General features: G+C 49.3%; 13 protein-coding genes. 9 read left to right on the top strand and 4 right to left on the bottom strand.

Features of this window, described 5'->3' with window-relative positions; all coding sequences use genetic code 11:
* Positions 1-30 precede the first annotated feature (30 nt).
* The 3 genes from E0496_RS05610 (at position 31) to E0496_RS05600 (ending at position 4843) form a co-directional block, all read left to right on the top strand.
* The gene (locus E0496_RS05610) at positions 31-1350 is read left to right on the top strand and encodes an ABC transporter substrate-binding protein (protein WP_139996731.1); all 1320 of its coding nucleotides are present in this window, start codon (positions 31-33) and stop codon (positions 1348-1350) included.
* Positions 1351-1446: 96 nt separating this feature from the next.
* Complete coding sequence (locus E0496_RS05605) at positions 1447-3546, top strand: glycoside hydrolase family 36 protein (protein ID WP_141500666.1); 2100 nt, start codon at positions 1447-1449, stop codon at positions 3544-3546.
* A gap of 271 nt (positions 3547-3817) precedes the next feature.
* On the top strand, positions 3818-4843 hold the full coding sequence (locus tag E0496_RS05600; protein WP_141500665.1) for a DUF3137 domain-containing protein: 1026 nt from the start codon (positions 3818-3820) through the stop codon (positions 4841-4843).
* Between the two features lie 127 nt (positions 4844-4970).
* On the opposite strand, the gene E0496_RS05595 is transcribed toward E0496_RS05600, so the two are convergent.
* A complete protein-coding gene (locus E0496_RS05595) occupies positions 4971-7010 on the bottom strand; it encodes an acyltransferase family protein (protein WP_141500664.1) in 2040 nt (679 codons plus the stop codon).
* Positions 7011-7328: 318 nt separating this feature from the next.
* Between E0496_RS05595 and E0496_RS05590 the strand changes: the two genes are divergently transcribed.
* Positions 7329-8585 carry a TolB-like translocation protein gene (locus E0496_RS05590; RefSeq protein ID WP_206669715.1) on the top strand — a complete coding sequence of 419 codons (1257 nt, stop codon included), beginning with the start codon at positions 7329-7331 and terminating at the stop codon, positions 8583-8585.
* 60 nt (positions 8586-8645) lie between these two features.
* Here E0496_RS05590 and E0496_RS05585 read toward each other — a convergent pair whose 3' ends face one another.
* Entirely contained in the window at positions 8646-9614 is a 969-nt protein-coding gene (locus E0496_RS05585; protein ID WP_420799853.1) for an MraY family glycosyltransferase, read from the bottom strand.
* Between the two features lie 83 nt (positions 9615-9697).
* Positions 9698-11050: an MATE family efflux transporter gene (locus tag E0496_RS05580; protein WP_241674605.1), complete on the bottom strand. Its 1353-nt coding sequence runs from the start codon at positions 11048-11050 to the stop codon at positions 9698-9700.
* 251 nt (positions 11051-11301) lie between these two features.
* On the opposite strand from E0496_RS05580, the gene E0496_RS05575 reads away from it, so the two are divergent.
* The 4 genes from E0496_RS05575 to E0496_RS05560 all read left to right on the top strand — a co-directional run bounded on the left by E0496_RS05575 (position 11302) and on the right by E0496_RS05560 (position 14732).
* Positions 11302-12210, top strand: a complete 909-nt coding sequence (locus E0496_RS05575) for an NAD(P)/FAD-dependent oxidoreductase (protein WP_141500661.1) — start codon at positions 11302-11304, stop codon at positions 12208-12210.
* 192 nt (positions 12211-12402) lie between these two features.
* Positions 12403-13212 (top strand): GNAT family N-acetyltransferase, encoded by an 810-nt coding sequence (locus tag E0496_RS05570; RefSeq protein ID WP_141500660.1) that lies wholly within the window; start codon positions 12403-12405, stop codon positions 13210-13212.
* Positions 13213-13252: 40 nt separating this feature from the next.
* Entirely contained in the window at positions 13253-14191 is a 939-nt protein-coding gene (locus tag E0496_RS05565) for a helix-turn-helix transcriptional regulator (RefSeq protein ID WP_141500659.1), read from the top strand.
* 64 nt (positions 14192-14255) lie between these two features.
* Positions 14256-14732 (top strand): GyrI-like domain-containing protein, encoded by a 477-nt coding sequence (locus tag E0496_RS05560; RefSeq protein WP_141500658.1) that lies wholly within the window; start codon positions 14256-14258, stop codon positions 14730-14732.
* An 89-nt stretch (positions 14733-14821) separates the two neighbouring features.
* On the opposite strand, the gene E0496_RS05555 is transcribed toward E0496_RS05560, so the two are convergent.
* Complete coding sequence (locus E0496_RS05555) at positions 14822-15388, bottom strand: beta-class carbonic anhydrase (protein WP_141500657.1); 567 nt, start codon at positions 15386-15388, stop codon at positions 14822-14824.
* A gap of 407 nt (positions 15389-15795) precedes the next feature.
* On the opposite strand from E0496_RS05555, the gene E0496_RS05550 reads away from it, so the two are divergent.
* The gene (locus E0496_RS05550; RefSeq protein ID WP_141500656.1) at positions 15796-23370 is read left to right on the top strand and encodes an S-layer homology domain-containing protein; all 7575 of its coding nucleotides are present in this window, start codon (positions 15796-15798) and stop codon (positions 23368-23370) included.
* Positions 23371-23439: the final 69 nt, after the last annotated feature.

Raw genomic sequence — 23439 nt, 5'->3', positions numbered from 1 at the left:
ACAACCAATGAAGGAAATGGGGGCATTACAATGTTAAAAAGATTTCTGGCACTGTCCGTCAGCCTCGTGCTGATTATCGGAATACTTGCTGCTTGCGGCAGCGACAAAAACAATACGACAGGCAACAACGAGGGTACGAATACGGGCGGCAACACAGAGGCCTCGGATAAACCGGTTACAATCAACATGTTCACCGCCTCTCCAGAATACACAGATGCTTTCAATGCATACATCGCAGAATACAAGAAAGTAAAACCGAACGTAACGATCAACTTGGAAATTATGCAAGCCGATTATAACACGGTCTTGAAATCGAAGATCGCGGCAGGCAGCACGCCGGACGTATTCCAGACAACGGCAGGCGGCGACATCGATACATTTGCAGAATACAGCGCGGATTTGACGAATGAGCCGCTTGCAGCAGCCATGACGGATTCCGTTAAAATCAACATGAGCTCCAAAGATGGCAAGGTGCTGGGCTTCCCTGTCAAAGGCAACCTGATGAACATGGTTTACAACAAAAAATTGTTGGCTGACGCTGGCATCACGGAAGTGCCGAAAACAACTTCGCAAATGGCAGATGCCATTACGAAGCTAGAAGCTAAAGGCATTACGCCGTTCGCGAATGCATACAAAGAGTGGTGGGTATGGAAGCATATTTTCCAAAACTTCGTCAATGCAGCTGCCGAAGATGCAGGCATTACGCCGAAAGAGCTGGTAGAAAATTTCATCGCCGGCAAAACGACGTTTAACGATCACCCAGTACTGAAAGATAACTTCTTCGCTTTCATCGATACAACGGTTCAGCATGGTACAAGCAAGCCGCTTGAGCGTGACAGCAACGCAGAAGTCAGCGACTTTGCTTCCGGCAAAGCTGCATTTATGACAGGCAAGGGCGCTTGGGACGAAGAAGCGATCAAAAAAATTACACCTGATTTTGAGCTTGGAATCGTGGGTTACCCAGTGAGCGAGAAAGCAGAGCAAAACCTGCTTGTTACTGGCGCTGACCAAGCGCTTCGCATCAACAAGGATTCTAAAGTTGTCAACGAAACGATTGCGTTTTTCAACTGGCTTTACACTTCCGATTACGGCAAAAACTGGTTCTCCAGCGTAGCGAAGGTTATTCCTCCAATCAAGGATGCTCCGCTTCCTGAACTGGATATGCCTAAGCAAATGGAAGAGATTCTAAAAACAGAAAAATCCGGCGATCTGTCGGTGAACTACTCTCTGGATACGTTCCACCAAAAATTTGGTGAGTTGATGCAAGGTTATATTGGCGGCAGCAAAACGAAGGATCAAGCGATTGACGAAATTCAAAAGGCTTGGGTTCAATTCGGATCTGCGGAATAAGCTTTGCCATAGGCTAACTCTTAACTCAGCACTTTTAAAGTGCTGAGTTAAGCTGTTTTATGGACTCCAAAAACGATTACAGGATGTGGAATAGCGATGAGCAAAAGAATAGATGTCAACGAAAACGGGCTATTTCTGAATTTTGAAATTACGGATAGCAACGATGTGCTGTTTCTTCATTTCGGAGCGCAGCCGCTTGTTGCCAGTGTGATACAGGATAAGCAAAAGCCGGGCTTCCGGCTTATGGAACTGCAGCTTACGGGCGAGGATCGCGCGGAATACCACGGTCGGACTCATCGGGCGACGTACCCCGGATTACGGATGGTTTATGACGGGCATGAGGATACCCGCAATTCGCTTGGACGCAAGTTCGAACTTGGCTTGCGCGATGAAGAAACGGGCCTAAAGGCGATTCAGCATTTTCAGTTCTATGACGGCGTACAGACGGTTCGCAGCTGGACGGTTCTTAGGAATGAGGGAGTGCAGGCTGCTGAGATCGAATATGTATCTTCATTTGCGCTGACGGGTCTGGATAAGGAAGGCACCCAGGATCGTGATGACAAAATGAGGCTGTATCTTGCCCATAACGGCTGGCAAAGCGAGCTGCAATGGCGTTCGTACACGCTGCCGGAGCTAGGCATGTCGCATCTGATCGACCGTGGCTCCAAGCGGGTCTCCTGCAGCAATACGGGTTCTTGGTCCGCCGCGGAGCACATCCCCATGGCTGTGCTGCAGAACGAGGAGGCAGGAACGAGCCTCTTCTGGCAAATCGAGCATAACGGCTCTTGGCACTGGGAGATTATCGAGCAATCGGACTGGCTGACGGTGCTGATTAGCGGCCCAACCGAGCATGACAACCACTGGTGGCTGAAGCTGGCGCCGGGAGCGGAGTTTGTGTCTGTGCCGCTGGCCATTGGCTCGGTAGAAGGTGGCTTCGAGGAGTCTATTGCGCAGTTGACGGCCTATCGCCGTCTCATTCGGAGACCGAATGAGGATAATCAGCTCCTTCGGGTGATTTTCAACGATTATATGAACTGCTTATGGGGTGACCCCACGACGGCTAAGCTTCTTCCGCTGATTGATGCGGCTGCCGAGGTCGGATGCGAATATTTTTGTATCGATGCGGGATGGTATGCGCCCGGGGAATGGTGGGACGGCGTAGGCGAGTGGCTGCCTTCCGAAGAGAGATTCCCGGAGGGAATCAAATACGTGCTCGATTATATTCGCAGCAAAGGCCTGATACCCGGCTTGTGGCTGGAGCTTGAGGTGATGGGCATTAATAGTCCGAAGCTGGCGGAGACCGATGACAGCTGGTTCTTCATGCGTCATGGCAAGCGGGTCAAGGATCGCAGCCGTTACCAGCTGGACTATCGCAATCCGAAGGTCATCGGCCATGCGAATGAAGTCATTCGCCGCTTGGTCGAGGACTACGGCGTTGGTTATATCAAAATGGACTATAATATTAACGCGGGCATCGGAACGGAAACGGCGGCGGACAGCTATGGAGAGGGCCTTCTTCAACATAACCGAGCCTACCTAAGCTGGTTGGACCATATTTTTGCAAAGTATCCCGATTTGGTGATCGAAAACTGCTCCAGCGGCGGAATGCGGATGGATTACGCGATGCTTAGCCGTCACAGCATTCAATCGACCAGCGACCAAGAGGATTATGTGAAATATGCGGCGATCGCGGCAAGCTCGCCGGCGGCGTTAACGCCGGAGCAATCGGCCATCTGGTCTTATCCGCTGCGTGAGGGCGACGACGAGGAAGTGATTTTCAATATGGTCAACGCGTTGCTGCTTAGGGTGCACCAGAGCGGGCATTTAGCCGAGCTGAGCCCGCGCCGCAAGGAGCTCGTCAAGGAAGCTCTCGATTATTACAAAAAAATTCGGGGCGACATTCCCGAGGCGCTGCCCTTCTGGCCGCTAGGATTGCCTACGCAGCAAGCGGACTTTGTAAGCTTCGGCCTCTATCACGATGATCGAATCTATGTGGCGGTTTGGCGGATCGCCGGAGAAGATGCTTCCGTGAAGCTGCCTCTTCCACGCTGGCAGGGACAGCCGCTTGAAGCGGTATGCGCCTATCCTAAAGAGGCGAAAGGCACGGAATGCCAATGGCTTGCCGCAGAAGGTGTATTGGAAGTAACGCTGCCTGTGGTGAAAACCGCTCGGTTGTTCGAACTGAGGTTAAGCTAGGCATATTCAGATTAGCTGATCAGAGCCGCAGCAAGAATGCAGCCAGACATGATTATCGCCATTTTGGACAGCTGCCGAATGTCTTCCTCCTCATGAGTTCATGCAGCTGTAAAGGAATAGAGCAAATAGGAGTGCTTTCAGGGACATCAATCCTGGAGCGCTCCTTTTTTAATTGAAGCAGGTAGTTATTTTTCTAAATAAAGGTTTACTCTCTAATAATGAACAAATAAAGCCGATATAAATATAAAAATTCTTAAAGGAGGTCGGAGTAATGCTTCCCACTTATGAAATTGCTATGACTAATGTCAACCTTCCCTATGACGAGCTCAAGCAAATTAAAGCAGATACGAATAAAAAAAGGCTTAGGGCAGCGGCTGTATTTTTGATTTGTACGATTATTTTAGTTGTTACTTTTCTAAACGTGGAATACTCTCTTCTAACTATTTTTATTATTGTTGTATGGCTGGTATCCCTGTGGTATACATTTCGTGTGTTTACTAAAGGGAGAGCAGTCTACAATGCGGCGCTGAAGCAAGCAGTAATTGGCGCTTTGGCAGACAATATGCTCAAGTTTGCGAAGCTTCCCTATGAATCAGATCAATATGAAAAATATTGTCATTATGCGCATGATGCTCGAATTAGTGATGAATGGATTGATGCGAGCGAGCTGTTCGTGTTTGAAAATAGGCATATAACAGGAGAAGATTACTTTGAAGGGAAATATGGCGTAACCGAATTTCATATGTCTGAATTGAAAATTACAACAGAGGATCACTTTTCTGATGCGGATGGCTATACTACAAAACAAAGGAATGTCGCTTTTAACGGTGTGTTATTCATAGCTGATTTCAAAAGGGACTTTGCTGGCCTAACAGTAGTAGAAACAAATTATTTAAAGTCCAATAGTAAGATGGGTAGTTTTTTTGCAAAAATGCTGCAAAATGCTGCTTCGACGACCAGCAAGAAGGCAAAGTCTACAATTGAACTTGAACATGCTGAGTTTAATCAATACTTTACTGTACGTACGGATAATGAAATCGAAGCACGCAGCATTCTAAGCCCTTCATTAATGGTTCAATTGCTTGATTTCTGTAAACGATATACAAGCCCGATGATGATCTCATTCCATCATTCTTATATGTTTGTTGCTGTATGGTCACAAAAAAACTTTATTGATAGGGGCATCAAGAAGAAATATGGTGAGTATGATCTGAGGAATGTTTATGATGAGATGGCTGTTTTTTTTCATATCATCGAGGAATTGGATTTAAATGATAGAATCAGGGGAAAGAAATAAAATTTATACTTTAATGTGACTCGTTAAAATAAGACTACACCTTGCTATAACGGCTTTTTAGCCGTTATTTTTCAAGGTGTAGTCTTATTTGCATGGGTTAACAGAAGGGCAGCAATTTCGCCACTTATCACTCCTCCTCCGTTATTTTGCCGTTAATGCCTCTTGCCAGCAGGTCGGCATAAAATTCTGCCCCCTCTTTGTTCAAATGCACGCCATCGGCGGAGAAAAAGTCTTCTTTGTCCTTACTAGCTGCATACCAGTCGACGAGCGTCACATTTTCGTTGCTGCCAGCCGTTTCCGCGAGCATTTCATTAACGGAATCCTGCCATTTGCGAGGCACTCGCGTGTTGATCAACAGGATGTGGCGCTCGCTTCCGATTGTCTCCAGAAGTTCACTCATTTGCTTCGCTGTGAAGATCCCATTTGTGCCAAGCTCGATAATGACCGTATCTCCAAGCTGGTTGCTGCTTTTCATGGATTCAACAATGGAAGCGGCTTGGCGGAACTGCCTGCCGATTTTTCCATCGATCACGATGCCGGGAAACCACTTCTCGAGATAGGGTCCCGCATCCAGCAGTACGGAGTCGCCGATAGCTGTAATTTCTACGGGTTCCTTGTCGGAGCCTGCCGGTTCTTGTTCCGGAGCAGGGCTAATGGAGCCTTCGGATGGGACGCTCTCGGTATCCGGAGCCGGAGAAGCCGTAGGGGCAGGCTGCTCTACCACGGCATGATCGACAGCTGGCGGCAGGCTTTCATTTTTTACGGGCCGGGCAGGTTTGCTATTTTCTTGCTTCTGCGGCTCATGAGGCTCGAGCGTTGTCTCTGGGTGAGGCGTAACTTCCGCAACCAACTCGCCTTGCTTAACGTGATCTGTTGGCGGAGTTTCCTCCTCGTTGTTGGCATTTACAATTTGGGAGTGCAAATTTTTTAGATTCACGCTGGCAGATTGCAAATCGGCGCTGCTCATACAGGATACGGTGGTAACGACAAGCACCGATGCGGTGAAATAGCCGGCTGACCGTTTGATTCGACCAAAGGGGATACGGCGTACAGCTTGCTGCTTCAATAGTCTTGCCAATCTCTCCAGTGCGCCGTGGCGGATCGGTTCTTCAATGAACCGCCAAGACAACTCAGCCAAAATCAAGGTTAGCACGACCTGCGTCATTGCCCGAAGCGGGTGCAGTTCACCGCTCTCAGCGGCAGGTGTAGTCAGCACAATAATCGGATAATGGTACAAGTAAATGCCATAGGAACGAACGCCTATCCACGTAAGCGCTTTGCTGCCGACGAGGCGGGCAAGTTTGCTTGCGGGATGGGCAAGGGCTGCAACCACGACGGCCGTTGCAACAGAGAACAGTACCATGCCGCCGCGGTAAAGGAAGGAATCGTACTCGCCGACTTTTCCGATCATAAGTAAAACAATGACAAGGCCCGCGGTTCCGGCTGTATCGAGCAGCATGCGGCTGCGGGAGGAGATCGCATCGGACAGCTTCCAACTCGGCCATACAATGGCAAGCGCTGCTCCTATAAGAAGGGAGAAGGCTCTGGTGTCTGTGCCGTAATATACACGGCTAGGATCTGCACCCGGCTGGTATAGCAGTATCATGGCGCCAGCGGATAAGGCGGCAGCAGCCAGCGTCCAGAGAGCGAGCTTGCCACGTTTGGGCACGAAGCGAATGACGGCGACCAGCAGCAGCGGCCAAACGAGATAGAATTGTTCCTCTACGGCAAGTGACCATAAGTGGCCGAATGGGGAGGTGGGACCGAAGCTTTCAAAGTAGGATACTTCATGAAAAATCAGCCACCAGTTACTAATATAAAGCAGTGCCGAGCCGATATCGCCTTTCAAGGAGAGCAGACGGTTAGCGTCGCTCATGGCAAGCCATAAAGAAACGGCAGCTAGCATAATGAACATAGCAGGCAGTAAACGGCGGGCACGCCGGATTAAAAATGTTTTCAGGTTAAGCTTCTTATTTTGATTTAGCTGCTTGAGCAGAATGTCCGTGATGAGATACCCAGAGAGGACAAAAAATAGGGTTACCCCAAGCAAGCCGCCAGGTACCCATTTTACGTTCAAATGATAGGCAATAACGGCCAGGACAGCTATAGCCCGCAGGCCGTCGATTCCCGGCATGTAACGGCTGCTGCTGCCAATAGGCTTAGGCATGTCGGGCTCCTCCTTTGCTTAAAGAAGGTAACAGAATGCAGAAAGTAAGGCGGGTCAGCAGAAAAAAGCGGGTGTAGCGGTGGTGGATGTTCGTACCGGTGATAAAGATGTTGTTCAGCCCCTCTGGAAGATAAATCGTTGTATAGCAAGTATAGGCCTGAATGTTGGAAAATGCGTAACAGAACAGTTACAAATAGGTATCAAAACGGAAACAAATACAGGCCGGCGAGAACGATAGCCGCTAGCTGCTGGGAGTATGTTTCAGCCAGGGAAGGGAACGGTAATGCTAAAGCTACTATTTAGGAGGATAAATGAATGATGAACCTTGCCAAAAAGAGTTTGGTTTTGCTGCTTGTTCTGGCATGGATGACGATAACATCCGTAACCCCTGCCATGGCTGCTAAGCGGGAAGAACCTTTAAAAGCGGCTTTTGTTCGGGGCGGCGAGCTTTGGCTAAAGGAGGGAACACGGGAGAAAAGGTTGGCTGCAGGACCCTTTGTGCGCCACCCAAAATGGTCCTTTGACGGGAAATGGCTGGCCTTTACGAAAGGGGAAGAGGAGCAGGAGCTGTGGGTGCTGGAGCTCCGCAGCGGAAAGGCGAGCCTTGTCTCGCCAAAAGGAGGCGGAAGATTTCAATGGTCGCCGAAGGATCGGAAGCTTGCATACCAAACGGAAGGGCTATTGTCCTATGTGGATGCGGATCAACCAGATAAGCCGCTCGGCCAGGCCGCAGGGATCGGCAATTTTTCATGGCTTCCGGCTGGCGGTGGCTTCTTCGCTTCCTCGCAATCGGAGCTGCTGCCTGACGGCTGGACGCCGATCAGCCTATATCAAATCCCGCTGCAAGCACTGGGCGATGCAAGCCAGTATATAACCGTTCATGTACTGCCTAAGCCTTCCGATGATTTTTTTTCAGTCGATACAAGTCTATTTAAATGGTCTGCGGATGGAAGTTGGATCGCTTTCCTTGCAAAGCCGACGGCTTCCCTGCCTGCTGACAGCAATACGTTATGTGTGATTACTGCCGATGGTGTCGTCTTTCGTACGCTGGATGAAATGGTCGGCAACGAGGAATGGTTTGCATGGGCTGAGAGTGGCGATCAGCTTGCCTATATTGCCGGTATTGGGCGCGAAGCCACCCATAATAAACAGCTTAAGGTACTGTCGGTAACGCATGAGAAAGGCTCTGCCTACACTCCGGAGGGGTATGTGGACCAAGCGTTTGCCTGGCAGGACCTTCGTCACATCGCGGTGTCGCGCGCAGTGGAATTGAAGCCGGAGAGGGGTGCGGCAGCGGCAGCCCTTCCGTTTATCGCACGAGTGGAATTGGAGAGCGGTAAACAAACCTCTATCACGCAACCCTCCGCTAATTTTGGCGCCTATTATCCGGTAGGACTTCAATCGAAGCTGGCTTGGGTGATTCACGGACAAGCAGCAGCTCGTGTTATTGTTGCTGAACAAGACGGCAGGCAGCCGGTAGAGTGGATCAAAGAGGTCGACAGTGCGGATTCTTATTATGGACAGTGGCGATGGCCGGCGGTCCTTTCCTTTTATGAGCGACCTTCTGCGAAGTAAAGGCTTCGTGGCAAGCAGGGCATAAAAAAAGAACCGGGAATGTTGTCCCCGGTTCTGATCTTAAATTTGGACTAGCAGCAAAATGATGGACGATAGGCAGAGGCAAGTACTGATCAGGCATAGAAACATGACCACCTGCTTGTGGTTAAGGCCTGCGCGCAGCAAGCGGTAATGGGCTTGGCTGGCGTCTGCCTGATAAATGGCTTTGCCCTGCATCATTCTTCTGATCACGACGAACAAATTATCGAAAATAGGTACGCCGAGCGCCAAAATAGGAATAAACAGCGACATGACGGTAGCCTGTTTAAATGCGCCGTCGAGCGCGATAACGGCCAATATGAACCCGAGGAAGGTAGCCCCGGCGTCCCCCATAAATATTTTGGCTGGCGGCTTGTTATAGCGTAAATAAGCAATCGTAACGCCTACCAAAATAATTGCCATAATGGCGGAGTTCGACTGCCCTTTCGCTATGGCGACGACGAACAGCGTAACTGCAGAAATGGCGGATAGCCCGCCGGCAAGCCCGTCCATCCCATCGGAGAAGTTGATGACGGTCGTTACGCCGAATATCCATAGGATCGTAAGCGCAAATTGTAATATTTCCGGCAATAAGACGTATTCGCCGGAAAGTGGATTATAAAAGCCTGTGAACGATATGCCGGAAGCATAAACGAGCACTGCCGCTGAAATTTGTACGATAAATTTAGGGAGCGACGGAAAGTCCTTGCCCTTTGTCTTGTACCAATCATCGACGGTTCCTATGACGAGTAGCAGCACGCCGCCGACAAAGATCGCTCCCGTTTGCAGCGAGAAATCTCTCGTAACCAGCAAATACGTGAGGAAGAAACCGATAAATATGACATAGCTTGCCGTAAGGGGAATAGGCTCCCTGTGGAGCTTGCGCTCAACGTCTTTGCGGGGCTTGTCCACAAAATCGAGGCGGAATGCCAGCCTCCCAAACGGGGGAATCAGGAAATAAACGATCGCAAAGGACAACAACAAAGAGAAGACGTATAAAATGTTCGTCACCACCGTTAATTATTGAAGGAACAACAGAATTATACAGCGCAAGCAGAAAATTGTCGATTACAGATATCATAAGTGAGAAGAACTTAATCTTCGGCTCCGGCCAATTGATTCATCCATTTACGCGAACGGAGTCGAATAGCGCCGCATGCCATGCGCACGATTTCCTCAATGGAAAGAAGAAAATATACCCCGTATACCGGCCATTTCAATACAAACGCCGCGAGCAAACCAAGCGGGACACCGATGAACCACGTGGCTCCGGCTTCCATCCGAAAGACAAAGTGACTGTCTCCGCCGCTGTTCAAAATACCGCCCGCTACAATCATATTGAATGCTTTCACCGCGAAAAAACCGGCAAAAACCCATAGCACGCCGATGCTGTAGCTATAAGTGACGGCAGTAAGCTGGAAGGCCGATAAATAGACCGGCGCGAGAACCGCCAACAGGAGCATAAGCAGCATGGACGAGAGTAGGCCGAATCGGACAAATCGCTTTGCAAACGCCATCGCCTCTTCCTTTTTCCCGGCGCCCAGCAGTTGGCCGATCATGATGCCCGCAGCGGCAGCGAGTCCGGATAGCAAGCCGAAGCTAATTGCCTGAATCGGATAAGACAAGGTCATAGCAGTGAGCTGAGCGCCGCCCATTTTACCATAGATGATAGAGTAAGACGTTTCTCCTAGCACCCATAGCAGCTCCGTCAGGAGCAGCGGATAGGTTGTTCGCAGAAAGCGGCCCGTCAGGCCTGAAGCCGTACCGAACAGCTCGCGGAGCCTCGCCGCACCGGGCAGCCTTCGGTAGTAAACAAGCCCGATCAATAAACCAGCTTCCATGATCCTAGCAATGACAGTAGCTGCAGCTGAGCCTTCGGCGCCAAGTCGGGGAAAGAAGCCATGGCCGAATATGAGGAAATAATTCAGAATTACGTTTACGATAACAGCTGCGAAGCTGATATACATCGGAAGCTTGACCGTTCCCGTGCTTCGCAAGACAGCAGAGTACATGATCGTTAGCATAGCGGGAATGTAGCTGAAGGAGATGAGGAACAGGAAGCGGGAGCCAGCGTTAATCACGTTGGCGTCATTTGTGAACAACCGCAGCCCATACTGGGGAAAAAGAGCTGTGCAAAGGGAGAAGAGCAGCGTAAAGGCGCCGCCGATAACAAGACCCAGCCCCAGAAGCCGGGATAGGCTTGTCGTATCCTGCCGGCCCCAATACTGCGCGGCAAAAATGGAAACCCCGGTTCCGATGCCCATGAGGACGACCGATAACACGGAATACAGCTTTCCGGCAATGCCGACAGCAGCGATGGTATGCTCGCCAAGGCTGCCAACCATGAGCTGGTCCGTGAGCTGGAGCAACGCCATAATGAGGCTTTGCAGCGTAATCGGCACCGCGATTTTGAATACATTTTGATAGAAGCCAGCTTGCTGTTCCAAATGATTCATCTCCCCGAAACAAGTGTTTGAAACAAAAAGAACAACCCTTCTCTTGGAATGAGAAAAGGGTTGTTCGATTAACTGAAAGCATTGCCCGTATGTAATTGGATATATTTGCATTGTAAATTGAACGTTCATCCACTGTCAATCGCCAAAATCACGGAGCTAGCAAATAATCGATGCATCCTTCTCGTGATATCGGAATAAGGATAACCAACTACGGCTATAGGCCGAAGAGAGGCGGTTCCGCGATGAAGCTGGATTGTGCCGTTATAGGCGGCGGGCCGGCGGGCTTAAACGCTGCATTGGTGCTCGGCAGGGCGAAGAGACACGTTATTGTGTTTGATCATAATAAGCCAAGAAACGCAGTGACGCGTCAGTCGCATGGCTTTCTGACAAGGGACGGCATGGCGCCCCGCGAGTTTCGCAGGCTGGCCCATGAAGACATCGCGCGTTATCCTTCAGTAACCATTAAGCCAGATAAGGTTACCGAGGTGAAGGCCGATCGGGCGGGTTTTACGCTGACAACGAGCAATGGCGTCATGTACCACGCACGGACGGTTATTTTGGCGGCAGGCCTTAGGGAATCTTTGCCGGAAATACCAAGCGTCCGCGAGTTTTATGGCGTTAGCTTGTTTAGCTGCCCCTACTGTGACGGCTGGGAGCTGCGAGATAAACCGCTTGTTGTTATTTCCGAGGGTTCCAATCTATTCGCTTTAACCAAAATCGTCTACAATTGGAGCAAGAATCTCCTCGTTTGCACCAACGGGAGAAATAGCTTGAATGCCGAGCAGATCGGCCAGCTTAAACAAAAGGGCATTCAGGTGAATCTTCACCGAATCAAAGAGTTAACAGGCGAGCATGGACGGCTGAGGCGGATCCGATTTGAAAATAACACGGAATTTGAGCGCGATGGCGGCTTCGTTACTCCCTCTTGGGATCAAGCGGCTTCGTTTGGCGAAGCGCTTGGCTGCGCCATGACGCCGGGAGGCGGCTTCGCAACGGACGACTATGGCCGTACGAGCGTCCCGGGCGTATATGCGGCAGGCGATACCTCAATTATTGTGCCTGCCCAGCTCATTGTTGCCGCAGGCGAAGGAAGCAAGGCCGCCATCGGAGCCAATACTGATCTGTCCCATTGGGACTTTTGGCGCGAGTAAAGCTAGTTATCGTTCTTTGGAACTGTTTTGTAGCCGTCTGTCTATTCCAGCCGGGCGGCTGATAAATGAGGAATCTTAAAGTGAAGCAAGGTTTGTTAGAGCAGCAGGTTTAATGGGTATTGGTTGTGGACGAAAACGATCAGGTGATCTGCTTGAAGCAAAAAGAACCATTCGTCGGAAGGAGGAGATGATATGCTAGAGAAGTTGCATCCCGATGACGGCGTTTTAAACCAGATTCCGTTTATGAAGGACGAGCTGCAATATAATTTAATTCACTTAATAACCGCAATCGATGGAGCGACAAGCTTAAAGTCGCCTGACGGGCGCCTTTTGTTTGCAGGATCGCCCGGACATAATGCTTGGCTGTGGATTTCCGAGGATGTAGACGATGAGCGCAAAGTTGAGTTGATGAAGGAGCTTGTTTCCTATTATGATGGGACAGACCTGCCCGGCATTTGCGGAGCGCCGCCTATAGCAGAGCTGTTTGCGAAGCTCTATGGGGAAGCGAATCAGCGCGGTCATCATGCCTATATGATGATGGAAACTTACTATTGCCCTAAAGCTATAAGGCCATTGAAAGTTAAGGGGAAAATGATTCAAGCCACAAGGCAGCATTTGGAGCTGGTTGCCGAATTTCTGGCAGGGTTCTCCGAGGATGCCTATGGCGCGTCGGTTATCCCTGCCAGCCAGCTGCCGGTCGCCGAGGGCATGATTATGAGAGGCAATTTGTACTTTTGGACGTTGGATGAGCTGCCTGTAGCCATGGCCAATATCGCTTACCGTTCTCCGCGCCACGGTCGGATTAACGCGGTATATACTCCGCCAGTGCTGCGGAAGAACGGTTATGCGAGCGCGATCGTTGCTGGTCTTTGTTCGATTTTGGAGGAAGAGAATAGGAAGCCTATGCTATATGCAGACGTTAAAAACCCAGCCTCCAATAAGGTATACAAAAACGTAGGTTTTATTGAGAGCGGCCCCATTGCGGAAATTCGCTTTGGTTAGCGGCAGGATATCGGATTAACTGAAGAAAGTAGGAAAGTCGTTGAAAATAGATCGTTTGCTGGCCATGACGGTGTTGCTCTTGAACCGTGGCCGGATCAGCGCCAAGGAATTGGCTGAGCGTTTTGAGGTCTCGACCAAAACGATTTACCGGGATATGGATACGCTCAGCCAATCGGGTATTCCCGTGTTAGCCCATCAAGGCACGACGGGCGGATTTGAGATCATGGAGCAGTACACGATATCCCGGCAATATTTAACATTAGGCGAGCTCTCGTCCATGATTGCTGCCGTGAAAGGCGTGGGAATGGCGGTGGACGATGCAGCCTACTCCACTTTGCAGGATAAAGTGATGGCGCTGCTGCGCAAATCTGACAAGGACAGCAATGGCCAGCGCGGGGAAAGCTTGGTGTTCGATCTTAATCCATGGGGACAGGGGCCGGAGGCGCGCCAAAAAGTCAATTTGTTCAAGCAAGCGATTGAAGATAAACGAATCGTGCAGTTGAGCTACATTAACCGCAATGGCACGGAAACGGAACGGACGGCAGAGCCCTATGCGCTGATATTGAAAGGAAATATTTGGTATGTGCACGCTTATTGCTTACTGCGCGGGGCATTCCGCGTTTTTCGTGTGTCGCGCATTCATCAAGCCGAAGCGCTGTCTGCAACCTTTGAGCGCCGTGAGGCTCCTGTGCTGGACAAGTATGCGTGGGATTCGGACTGGCTAGGGACGGATGAAGTGGAGGTTACGCTTGTTTTCCGCCCTCAGGCGCGTTACCGTGTCGGAGACTCCTTTCCTGCGGACAAAGTGACGATTGCCGAGGATGGCTCCTTGCGGGTCAAGAACAACTTTACGTTAGATGAGTGGTTTTATGGGATGCTGCTCAGCCATGGCGATCACGTAAAAGTCGAGCAGCCTGGCTTTGTTGCGGAGCAGGTCGTTCAGCGAGCCCGAAATATTATTGGACGATACGGTAACTAAGACAGACAGTTGTCCAGATTCCCCAGTTACAATAAGGACAAATCCAAAGAAATGGGGAGTCATCTTGCATACAGATCTGATTGTCAAACCTGGAGTTTCATTAGCAGGAATCGCTGTTCGCACCACCAATGCGGTTGAAACAGGGGGAAACGGACGCCTTTCGGGGTTGTGGAACGATTACTTTGCTAGCGGGGTCGCTGAGCGTCTTCAGGGGAACCATGCTCATTTGATTTATGCGCTATATACCGATTACGAGAGCGACGCTACTGGTGCTTATACGGTGCTGATCGGGCATGAGCGCGGTGATGTGCCGGTACCGTCTGGCCTAGCGCAGGCTGAGATTCCGGAGTCGAAATTTCTCGTTTTCAAGACGAAGAAAGGTCCGGTGTACGAGGTCGTTGCTCAAGCATGGCAAGAAATATGGGCATTTTTCGAGCAATCGACTATCGAACGCGCTTATACGGGGGATTACGAGTTGTATGACGGCCGGTCCTTTGACCCAGCCGCTGCCGAGGTTGACATTTATATTGCTGTAAAATAAAGTGAGCGACAGCATACCCAAAGAAGCATCATACAAGAAGCCCCCCAACTAAAGCTGGGGGGCTTCTTGTATGATGCTTTATGCAAGGGCTAGTCCTCGCGGTAATCCTGGCAAAGAACTTCTATTGCGCCCGTTTCCGGGCTGAGAATGAAGCCGTGTACCGGGATATCCTTAGGAAACAGCGGATGCTTGCGAATTAATTTGACGCTGTGCATGACGCCTTCTTCGGCGCTTTGGAAGCCTCTTAGAAACTTATCCATGCGGATGCCGGAATTTTCTAGTGTCTCAATAGCAAGCGGATCGATCCCGTGATCGATGAACTTGCTGACCATGCCTGCGGTATCGAGATTTGTCATGCCGCAGCCATGGTGGCCGATTACCAACACCTCGCGTGCTCCAAGCTCATAGACGGCAACGAGGATACTCCGCATGGCGCTTCCGAATGGCTGGGTCAGAATCGCGCCCGCGTTTTTAATAAATTTGGCATCCCCGTTTTTGAAATTAAGGGCTTTGGGAAGCAGCTCTATAAGACGCGTGTCCATACAGGTGAGAACGGCTACCTTTTTGTCTGGAAATTTGTCAGTGAGATAAGCTTCATAACTCTTCTCTTCGACAAATTTCTTGTTGAATTCTAACATACGTGGAACGATGGACATAATCATTTCCTCCTAGCCGCATGACTTTCTGTTTATATTAATTATTATTCATAGAAAGTAGGATGGAGTCAAATTTTCTGTTCGCGGCTGTTCAAAAAAGTCCTATCCTCATCGGAAATTTCACCATTTAACCAAGAATTCCATTGTTTCCCGTGTCCTAAGGGCCGTCGGGATTGGAATACGTTTTTCAACATGTGTGGGATCTGGGGAACCGTAGCGTTTGTGCTTTTTTATGGCGAGATGCACCAAACGAAATACTTTCGTTATTGATCCAAACCCGCGAAGCCTTGTTCTAACACGATTTTTGTCTTTTCCTCATAAAATCTTTCATTATTCTTTTATTGTGCTTTAGTAGACTTGTCTGTGAATCATTTATTCCATCAGATAGATCGAGAGGAGAATAAAGAATGCGTAGATCAGGAAAAAAAGCCTTGTCTATCCTATTGACGATAGTATTAGGATTGGGTGTTGTCGCACCTTCGGGGATTTTTGGAAACAACAAAGTGTTTGCGGCAAATGAGTTTTTAGGAAGTGGTACAGCAAGTAGCCCCTATCTCATCGGAACTGCCGATCAGCTTAACCAGATTCGGGGAGCTTATTTAAATGCAGGTCTTTATTTCAAGCAGACAAAAAATATTGACTTGAGTACTAGCGATTATAAAGATAACTGGACTCCTATTGGTAATAATCGCGCGACGCCATTTAGGGGGAATTTTAACGGAAACGGATTTGCAATTAATGGATTAAAAATAAATACAAGTGGTAATAACTTGGGTTTATTCGGGTTGACAAGCGAGGAAAGTGTCATTGCTAACGTGAATCTGGAAAATGTGGACGTTACTGGAAATAATAGTGTAGGTAGTTTGGTGGGTGCAAATAGAGGGAAAGTTTCATATAGTTATGCCACCGGAAATGTAGGCGGAAAAGATAGAGTAGGTGGCTTGATTGGCGATAATGGCGTTGCGATTTCTAATGGGCATGCCATAATCGACAATAGTTACGCTCATGCTAGCGTTACTGGATCGGGCTTCTCTTCAGGCGGTTTAGTGGGTACGAATAGCGGAGCTATTAATTACAGCTACGCCACGGGAAATGTAACAGGAGATTATGCAGTTGGCGGTTTAGTAGGTAATAATGATGGAACGATTAGCTACAGTTACGCCACAGGGGAAATGATAGATGGTCAAAGTATTGGCGGCCTTGTTGGCAGCAATTCTACAAATACTGAAATAAGGAACAGTTTTGCGACAGGCAAAGTTAATGGTAGTTTTTCTTCAGGTGGATTAACGGGTTACAATTATGGAACGATTAGCAAAAGTTATTCCACAGGTGAGGTGAACGGAGGACAGCATGTAGGTGGCTTAGTCAGCAATCTTGAAGTTAGCGGAATAATAAGTGATAGCTTTACTACGGGGAAAGTGAGCGGATATAGTTTTGTCGGTGGCTTGATTGGCTATGCTTATAGTAATAGTAGTGGATCATATAGCAATAGTTACGCAAGTGGTCATGTGAGCGGAGATGTTGTTCCTATAAGCCCTTTGACCAGCAATGGTGAAGGAAACAATATAGGGAGCATTTACCTAGACGAAAATATGAAGGGGCCTGTAAGTGGCTGGGATTTTACTAGCCTTTGGGCGATAGATCCATCGCGTAACGGCGGATATCCTTATTTGCAAGATTTCTTGTTTCAATTAAAATATGACGGAAACGGAAACACGGGCGGGACCGTTCCGATTGATTCCACTTTATATCTACCTGGAGAAACGGCTAGCATATATACGGGGACATTAAATTTAGTAAAGACGGGTTATACCTTTATTGGATGGAACACACAAGAAAATGGAAATGGAAAGAGTTATAGCGGTTCTTTCGAGATCATGCCCTATACAACCTTGTATGCGCAGTGGGAAGCACTAAGCTCAGCTGCCACTTTGACTTCCGGTATCGGAATCGTGAGTACTGACGGAACAACAAATGAAACGATCACCAATATTCCGTCTGGAACAACATTAGCTGTATTAAAAGAAGAAATTATGCCAGCGACTAATGCAACGTTTGAAATCTACGATGAAGACGGAGCCACCGTTGCAACAAACCTAACCTCAGGAAAGAAAGTCATTGTAACCGCAGCGGATGGGGTAACGAAAGTTACATATATCGTGTCTGTTATAGCAAGCAGTGCAAAGGATATTATGTCATTTAGTTTAGCGGAGCAGACCGGAGCAGCAACAATTAATAAGACTGCACGCACCGTTGAGATTCAAGTGGGGAATGCCACTGATGTAACCAACTTGAAGGCTACATTTACGTTATCCCCAGAAGCCTCTGCTAAAGTCGGCATTGTTGACCAAGTAAGTGGACGGAGTGCTAATAATTTTACAACTCCAGTTACCTATATAGTAAAAGCAGGGGATGGAAGCAGTCAAAACTGGACTGTAACCGTGAGAAAAAGCAGTGAGAAAGATATTGTGGCGTTCTCATTAAACGCCGTTACCCAAACCAAAGCAGCTACGATCAATACGACAGATTTTACCGTAGAGATTGAAGTTGTATACACAACCTCTTATAGCAGCTTGTCTAATTTGAAGGCCACATTCTCTCTATCACCTGATGCTTCAGCAAAAGTTGGCTCAATTACTCAAGTAAGCGGGACGACTGCCAACGATTTTAGGAACCCTGTTCAATACATAGTAACTGCAGCAGATGGTAGCACCCAAGAATGGACGGTCTATGTCTCTATTGAACTAAGTAGCGCAAAAGACATTACAGCATATAGTTTTTCTTCGCAAACCAAGCCGGCAACAATCAACACGGCAGCTCGTACGGTCGACATAGAGGTAAAGTATGGAACGAATGTGACTAATCTGATTGCCACATTCACATTAACCCCAGCATCCTCTACAAAGGTAAACGGGACAACTCAAAGAAGCGGCACAACTTCTAACAATTTCACGAACCCGGTCACTTATGTTGTGCAGGCGGAGAACGGTACAAGGCAGAACTGGGTGGTTACCGTGACTGTTGCGCCGCCGAGCAGCGCGAAAGATATAACAGCGTTCAGCTTTGCTCAGTTGACGCCAGTGGTTACGGGCACAATTAGCGGGACCAATATCTCGCTTACGGTTCCGTACGGTACGGATCCAAGTGGGTTAAAGGCGACGTTTGCGTTATCCGCAGGAGCCTCTGCGCAGGTCGGCTCCCTAGCTCAAGTGAGCGGGACGACGGCAAATGACTTCACTTCTCCGGTGACCTATATCGTCACTGCACAGGATGGTACAACGAAACAGTACACCGTTACTGTAACGGTAGCGCCGAGCAGCGCGAAAGATATAACAGCGTTCAGCTTTGCGGAGTTGACGCCAGTGGTGACGGGTACGATTAGCGGGACAAACATCGCGCTTACGGTTCCGTACGGCACAGATCGAGATGGGTTGAAGGCGACGTTTGCGTTATCCGCAGGTGCTTCGGCGCAAGTCGGCTCCATAGCTCAATTGAGCGGGACGACGGGAAATGACTTCACTTCTCCAGTGACCTATATCGTCACTGCGCAGGATGGCACAACAAAACAGTACTCCGTAAATGTAACGGAAGCTCCGAGCAGCGCAAAGGATATAACAGCCTTCAGCTTTGCGGAGTTGGCGCCAGTGGTGACGGGTACAATTAGCGGGACAAACATTGCGCTTACTGTTCCGTACGGAACAGATCGAGATGGATTGAAGGCCACGTTTGCGTTATCCGCAGGAGCCTCGGCGCAGGTCGGCTCTATAACTCAAGTGAGCGGGACGACGGCAAATGACTTCACTTCTCCGGTGACCTATATCGTCACTGCGCAGGATGGAACAACAAAACAGTACACCGTAACTGTAACGGTAGCTCCGAGCAGCGCGAAGGATATAACAGCCTTCAGCTTTATGGAGTTGGCACCGGTGGTGACGGGTACAATTAGCGGAACGAGCATCTCGCTTACGGTTCCTAACGGAACAGATCGAAATGGTTTAAAGGCCACGTTTGCGTTATCCGCAGGTGCTTCGGCGCAAGTCGGCTCCATAGCTCAAGTGAGCGGGACGACGGGAAATGACTTCACTTCTCCAGTGACCTATATCGTCACTGCGCAGGATGGCACAACAAAACAGTACTCCGTAAATGTAACGGAAGCTCCGAGCAGCGCAAAGGATATAACAGCCTTCAGCTTTGCGGAGTTGGCGCCAGTGGTGACGGGTACAATTAGCGGGACAAACATCGCGCTTACTGTTCCGTACGGAACAGATCGAGATGGATTGAAGGCCACGTTTGCGTTATCCGCAGGAGCCTCGGCGCAGGTCGGCTCTATAACTCAAGTGAGCGGGACGACGGGAAATGACTTCACTTCTCCGGTGACCTATATCGTCACTGCACAGGATGGCACAACGAAACAGTACACCGTTACTGTAACGGTAGCTCCGAGCAGCGTGAAAGATATAACAGCCTTCAGCTTTATGGAGTTGGCACCGGTGGTGACGGGTACAATTAGCGGAACGAGCATCTCGCTTACGGTTCCTAACGGAACAGATCGAAATGGTTTAAAGGCCACGTTTGCGTTATCCGCAGGAGCTTCGGCGCAAGTCGGCTCCATAGCTCAAGTGAGCGGGAGGACGGGAAATGACTTCACTTCTCCAGTGACCTATATCGTCACTGCGCAGGATGGAACAACAAAACAGTACACCGTAACTGTAACGGTAGCTCCGAGCAGCGCGAAGGATATAACAGCCTTCAGCTTTATGGAGTTGACGCCAGTGGTGACGGGTACAATTAGCGGGACAAACATTGCGCTAACTGTTCCTTACGGCACAGATCGAAATGGATTAAAGGCCACGTTTGCGTTATCCGCAGGAGCCTCGGCGCAAGTCGGCTCCATAACTCAAGTGAGTGGGACGACGAATGACTTCACTTCTCCAGTGACCTATATCGTCACTGCGCAGGATGGTACAACGAAACAGTACACCGTAACTGTAACGGTAGCTCCGAGCAGCGCGAAGGACATCACGGGCTTCAGCTTTGCAGAGTTTGCGCCGGTGGTGACAGGTACAATTAGCGGTACCAATATCTCGCTTACGGTTCCTAACGGAACAGATCGAAATGGGTTGAAGGCGACGTTCGCGTTATCCGCAGGAGCTTCGGCGCAAGTCGGCTCCATAGCTCAAGTGAGCGGGACGACGACGAATGACTTTACTTCTCCAATAACATACACAGTCACTGCACAGGATGGCACAACGAAACAGTTCACCGTTACTGTAACGGTAGCTCCGAGCAGCGTGAAAGACATCACGGGCTTCAGCTTTGCAGAGTTGACGCCAGTGGTGACGGGTACAATTAGCGGGGCAAACATCGCGTTAACTGTTCCTTACGGCACAGATCGAGATGGGTTGAAGGCGACGTTTGCGTTATCCGCAGGAGCCTCGGCGCAGGTCGGCTCCCTAGCACAAGTGAGCGGGACGACGGGAAATGACTTCACTTCTCCGGTGACCTATATCGTCACTGCGCAGGATGGCACAACAAAACAGTACACCGTAACTGTAACCGTAGCTCCGAGCAGCGCGAAGGATATAACAGCCTTCAGCTTTGCAGAGTTGACGCCAGTGGTGACGGGTACAATTAGCGGGGCAAACATCGCGCTAACTGTTCCTTACGGCACAGATCGAGATGGGTTGAAGGCGACGTTTGCGTTATCCGCAGGAGCCTCGGCGCAGGTCGGCTCCATAGCTCAAGTGAGCGGGACGACGACGAATGACTTTACTTCTCCAATAACATACACAGTCACTGCACAGGATGGCACAACGAAACAGTACACCGTTACTGTAACGGTAGCTCCGAGCAGCGTGAAAGACATCACGGGCTTCAGCTTTGCAGAGTTGACGCCAGTGGTGACGGGTACAATTAGCGGGGCAAACATCGCGTTAACTGTTCCTTACGGCACAGATCGAGATGGGTTGAAGGCGACGTTTGCGTTATCCGCAGGAGCCTCGGCGCAGGTCGGCTCCCTAGCACAAGTGAGCGGGACGACGGGAAATGACTTCACTTCTCCGGTGACCTATATCGTCACTGCGCAGGATGGAACAACAAAACAGTACACCGTTACTGTAACGGTAGCTCCGAGCAGCGCGAAAGACATCACGAGATTCAGCTTTGCAGAGTTGACGCCAGTGGTGACGGGTACAATTAGCGGGACAAACATCGCGCTTACTGTTCCATACGGAACAGATCGAAATGGATTGAAGGCTACATTTTCGTTATCCATAGGAGCGTCTGCGAAGGTTGGCTCCATAGCCCAAGTAAGCGGTACAACAGGAAATGACTTTAAATCTCCAGTGACATACACTGTCACTGCACAGGATGGTGCAACGAAACAGTACACCGTTACCGTAACGGTATCTCCGAGCAACGAGAAGGACATAACGGCTTTCAGCTTTGCGGAGTTGACGCCAGTGGTGACGGGTACGATTAACGGGACAAACATTGCGCTTACTGTTCCGTACGGAACAGATCGAAATGGATTGAAGGCTACATTTACGTTATCTGCAGGGGCCATGGCGCAAGTTGGCTCTATAGCACAAGTTAGCGGTACGACCCGTAATGATTTCACGGGACCGATTACTTATTCGATAACAGCGGCAGATGGCACTAAGCAGAACTGGGTAGTAACTGTTACTGCTAGTGCAGCTTTAAGCCACGATGCGACGATATCATCTACTCTAGGGACCGTAAGTGTAGGCGGAACGGCGTACGAGAGCATCTCGAATATTCCGTATGGCACAACGATAGCTGGTTTAAAGTCAGCTATTATCCAGGCGGCGGGAGCGACTTTTGAAATCTATGATGCTGACGGAACAACGATAGCAAGCAGCTTAACTTCTAGTAGCAAGGTCATTGTAGTCGCGCAGGATGGCATAACGAAGATTACTTATACGGTTTCCATTAATGCTGCACCTCCTTCTGGCGGCGGTTCTACGCCTCCAAGCGACCCAAAAGCAAGCTCGACGGATGGGAAGCTTACGGTTCCGGTAGGTAAGGCGGGAGAGATTAGTTTGGGCAAGGAAGTCATTGTCTCAATTCCAGCTAATGCAACCGATAAAGAGCTGAGAATTACGATCGACAAATTGACGGACACGCAAAACCTTCTCAAGAATAATGAAGTAATGATTACCGGGGTCTATGAAATTCTAAAAAACTTCAAGGAGAACTTTAATAATCCTGTCACGCTTTCCATTGCGTTTAATCCTGCCCTCTTGAAGGAAGGCCAATCGATGGCTATCTTCTATTATGATGAATTGAAAAAAGGCTGGGTGGAAGTGGCTGGCGGAATAATAACCGGCAATTATATTACGGTGAAGATTAATCACTTTACGAAGTTTGCTGTAATCGCCACAGGCCAATCGCCAGTGGATGGGCAAGAACCGACGAAACATTTGAGCGACATTACAGGACATTGGGCGGAGACAGCAATTAAGCAAGCAGTAGGAAGCGGAATGGTTAACGGCTATCCAGATGGAACGTTTAAGCCCAATCACACCGTGACACGGGCGGAATTCACAGTGATGCTGATGAATACGTTGAAGCTTCAAGGACTAGATGCAGGAACATCGCCGGCATTTACCGATGAGGCGAAAATTGGGGCATGGGCGAAGAGTGCAGTGGTGCAAGCCGAACAAGCGGGATATCTAAAAGGCTATGCAGATGGGACCTTCCGTCCGGATGCAGCCATTACTCGCGCGGAATTGGCGATGATCGTTGCTAACGCATTAGGTCTGTCGTTACAAGCCAGTTCCGAAACGGGCTTTGCAGACGACAAAGCGATTCCGGATTGGGCAAAAAACGCAGTCTCAGCCGTCAAGATGCTTGGCATTATGGGTGGAAAAGGAAACAATACATTCGATCCTAATGCCGGGACGACAAGAGCAGAGGCCGTTACCGTTCTTCTGAAAATTTTGGATCAAAAGAACAAGTAACTTAAAATAAAAGAATAATTTTGAAGTGAGGGTTATTCTTCAATCCGTTGATTCAACAGGTTGAAGGAT

Source organism: Paenibacillus luteus (assembly GCF_006542765.1).
GTDB lineage: Bacteria > Bacillota > Bacilli > Paenibacillales > Paenibacillaceae > Pristimantibacillus > Pristimantibacillus luteus.
Note: the sequence above shows the minus strand (reverse complement) of the source record. Positions and strands in the feature narration are given on the sequence as shown.

Excerpts from the sequence above, each read along its gene's own strand:
- E0496_RS05610 (WP_139996731.1), top strand. The coding sequence starts at position 31 with ATGTTAAAAAGATTTCTGGCACTGTCCGTCAGCCTCGTGCTGATTATC.
- E0496_RS05605 (WP_141500666.1), top strand. The coding sequence starts at position 1,447 with ATGAGCAAAAGAATAGATGTCAACGAAAACGGGCTATTTCTGAATTTT.
- E0496_RS05600 (WP_141500665.1), top strand. The coding sequence starts at position 3,818 with ATGCTTCCCACTTATGAAATTGCTATGACTAATGTCAACCTTCCCTAT.
- E0496_RS05595 (WP_141500664.1), bottom strand. The coding sequence starts at position 7,010 with ATGCCTAAGCCTATTGGCAGCAGCAGCCGTTACATGCCGGGAATCGAC.
- E0496_RS05590 (WP_206669715.1), top strand. The coding sequence starts at position 7,329 with ATGAACCTTGCCAAAAAGAGTTTGGTTTTGCTGCTTGTTCTGGCATGG.
- E0496_RS05575 (WP_141500661.1), top strand. The coding sequence starts at position 11,302 with ATGAAGCTGGATTGTGCCGTTATAGGCGGCGGGCCGGCGGGCTTAAAC.
- E0496_RS05570 (WP_141500660.1), top strand. The coding sequence starts at position 12,403 with ATGCTAGAGAAGTTGCATCCCGATGACGGCGTTTTAAACCAGATTCCG.
- E0496_RS05555 (WP_141500657.1), bottom strand. The coding sequence starts at position 15,388 with ATGTCCATCGTTCCACGTATGTTAGAATTCAACAAGAAATTTGTCGAA.
- E0496_RS05550 (WP_141500656.1), top strand. The coding sequence starts at position 15,796 with ATGCGTAGATCAGGAAAAAAAGCCTTGTCTATCCTATTGACGATAGTA.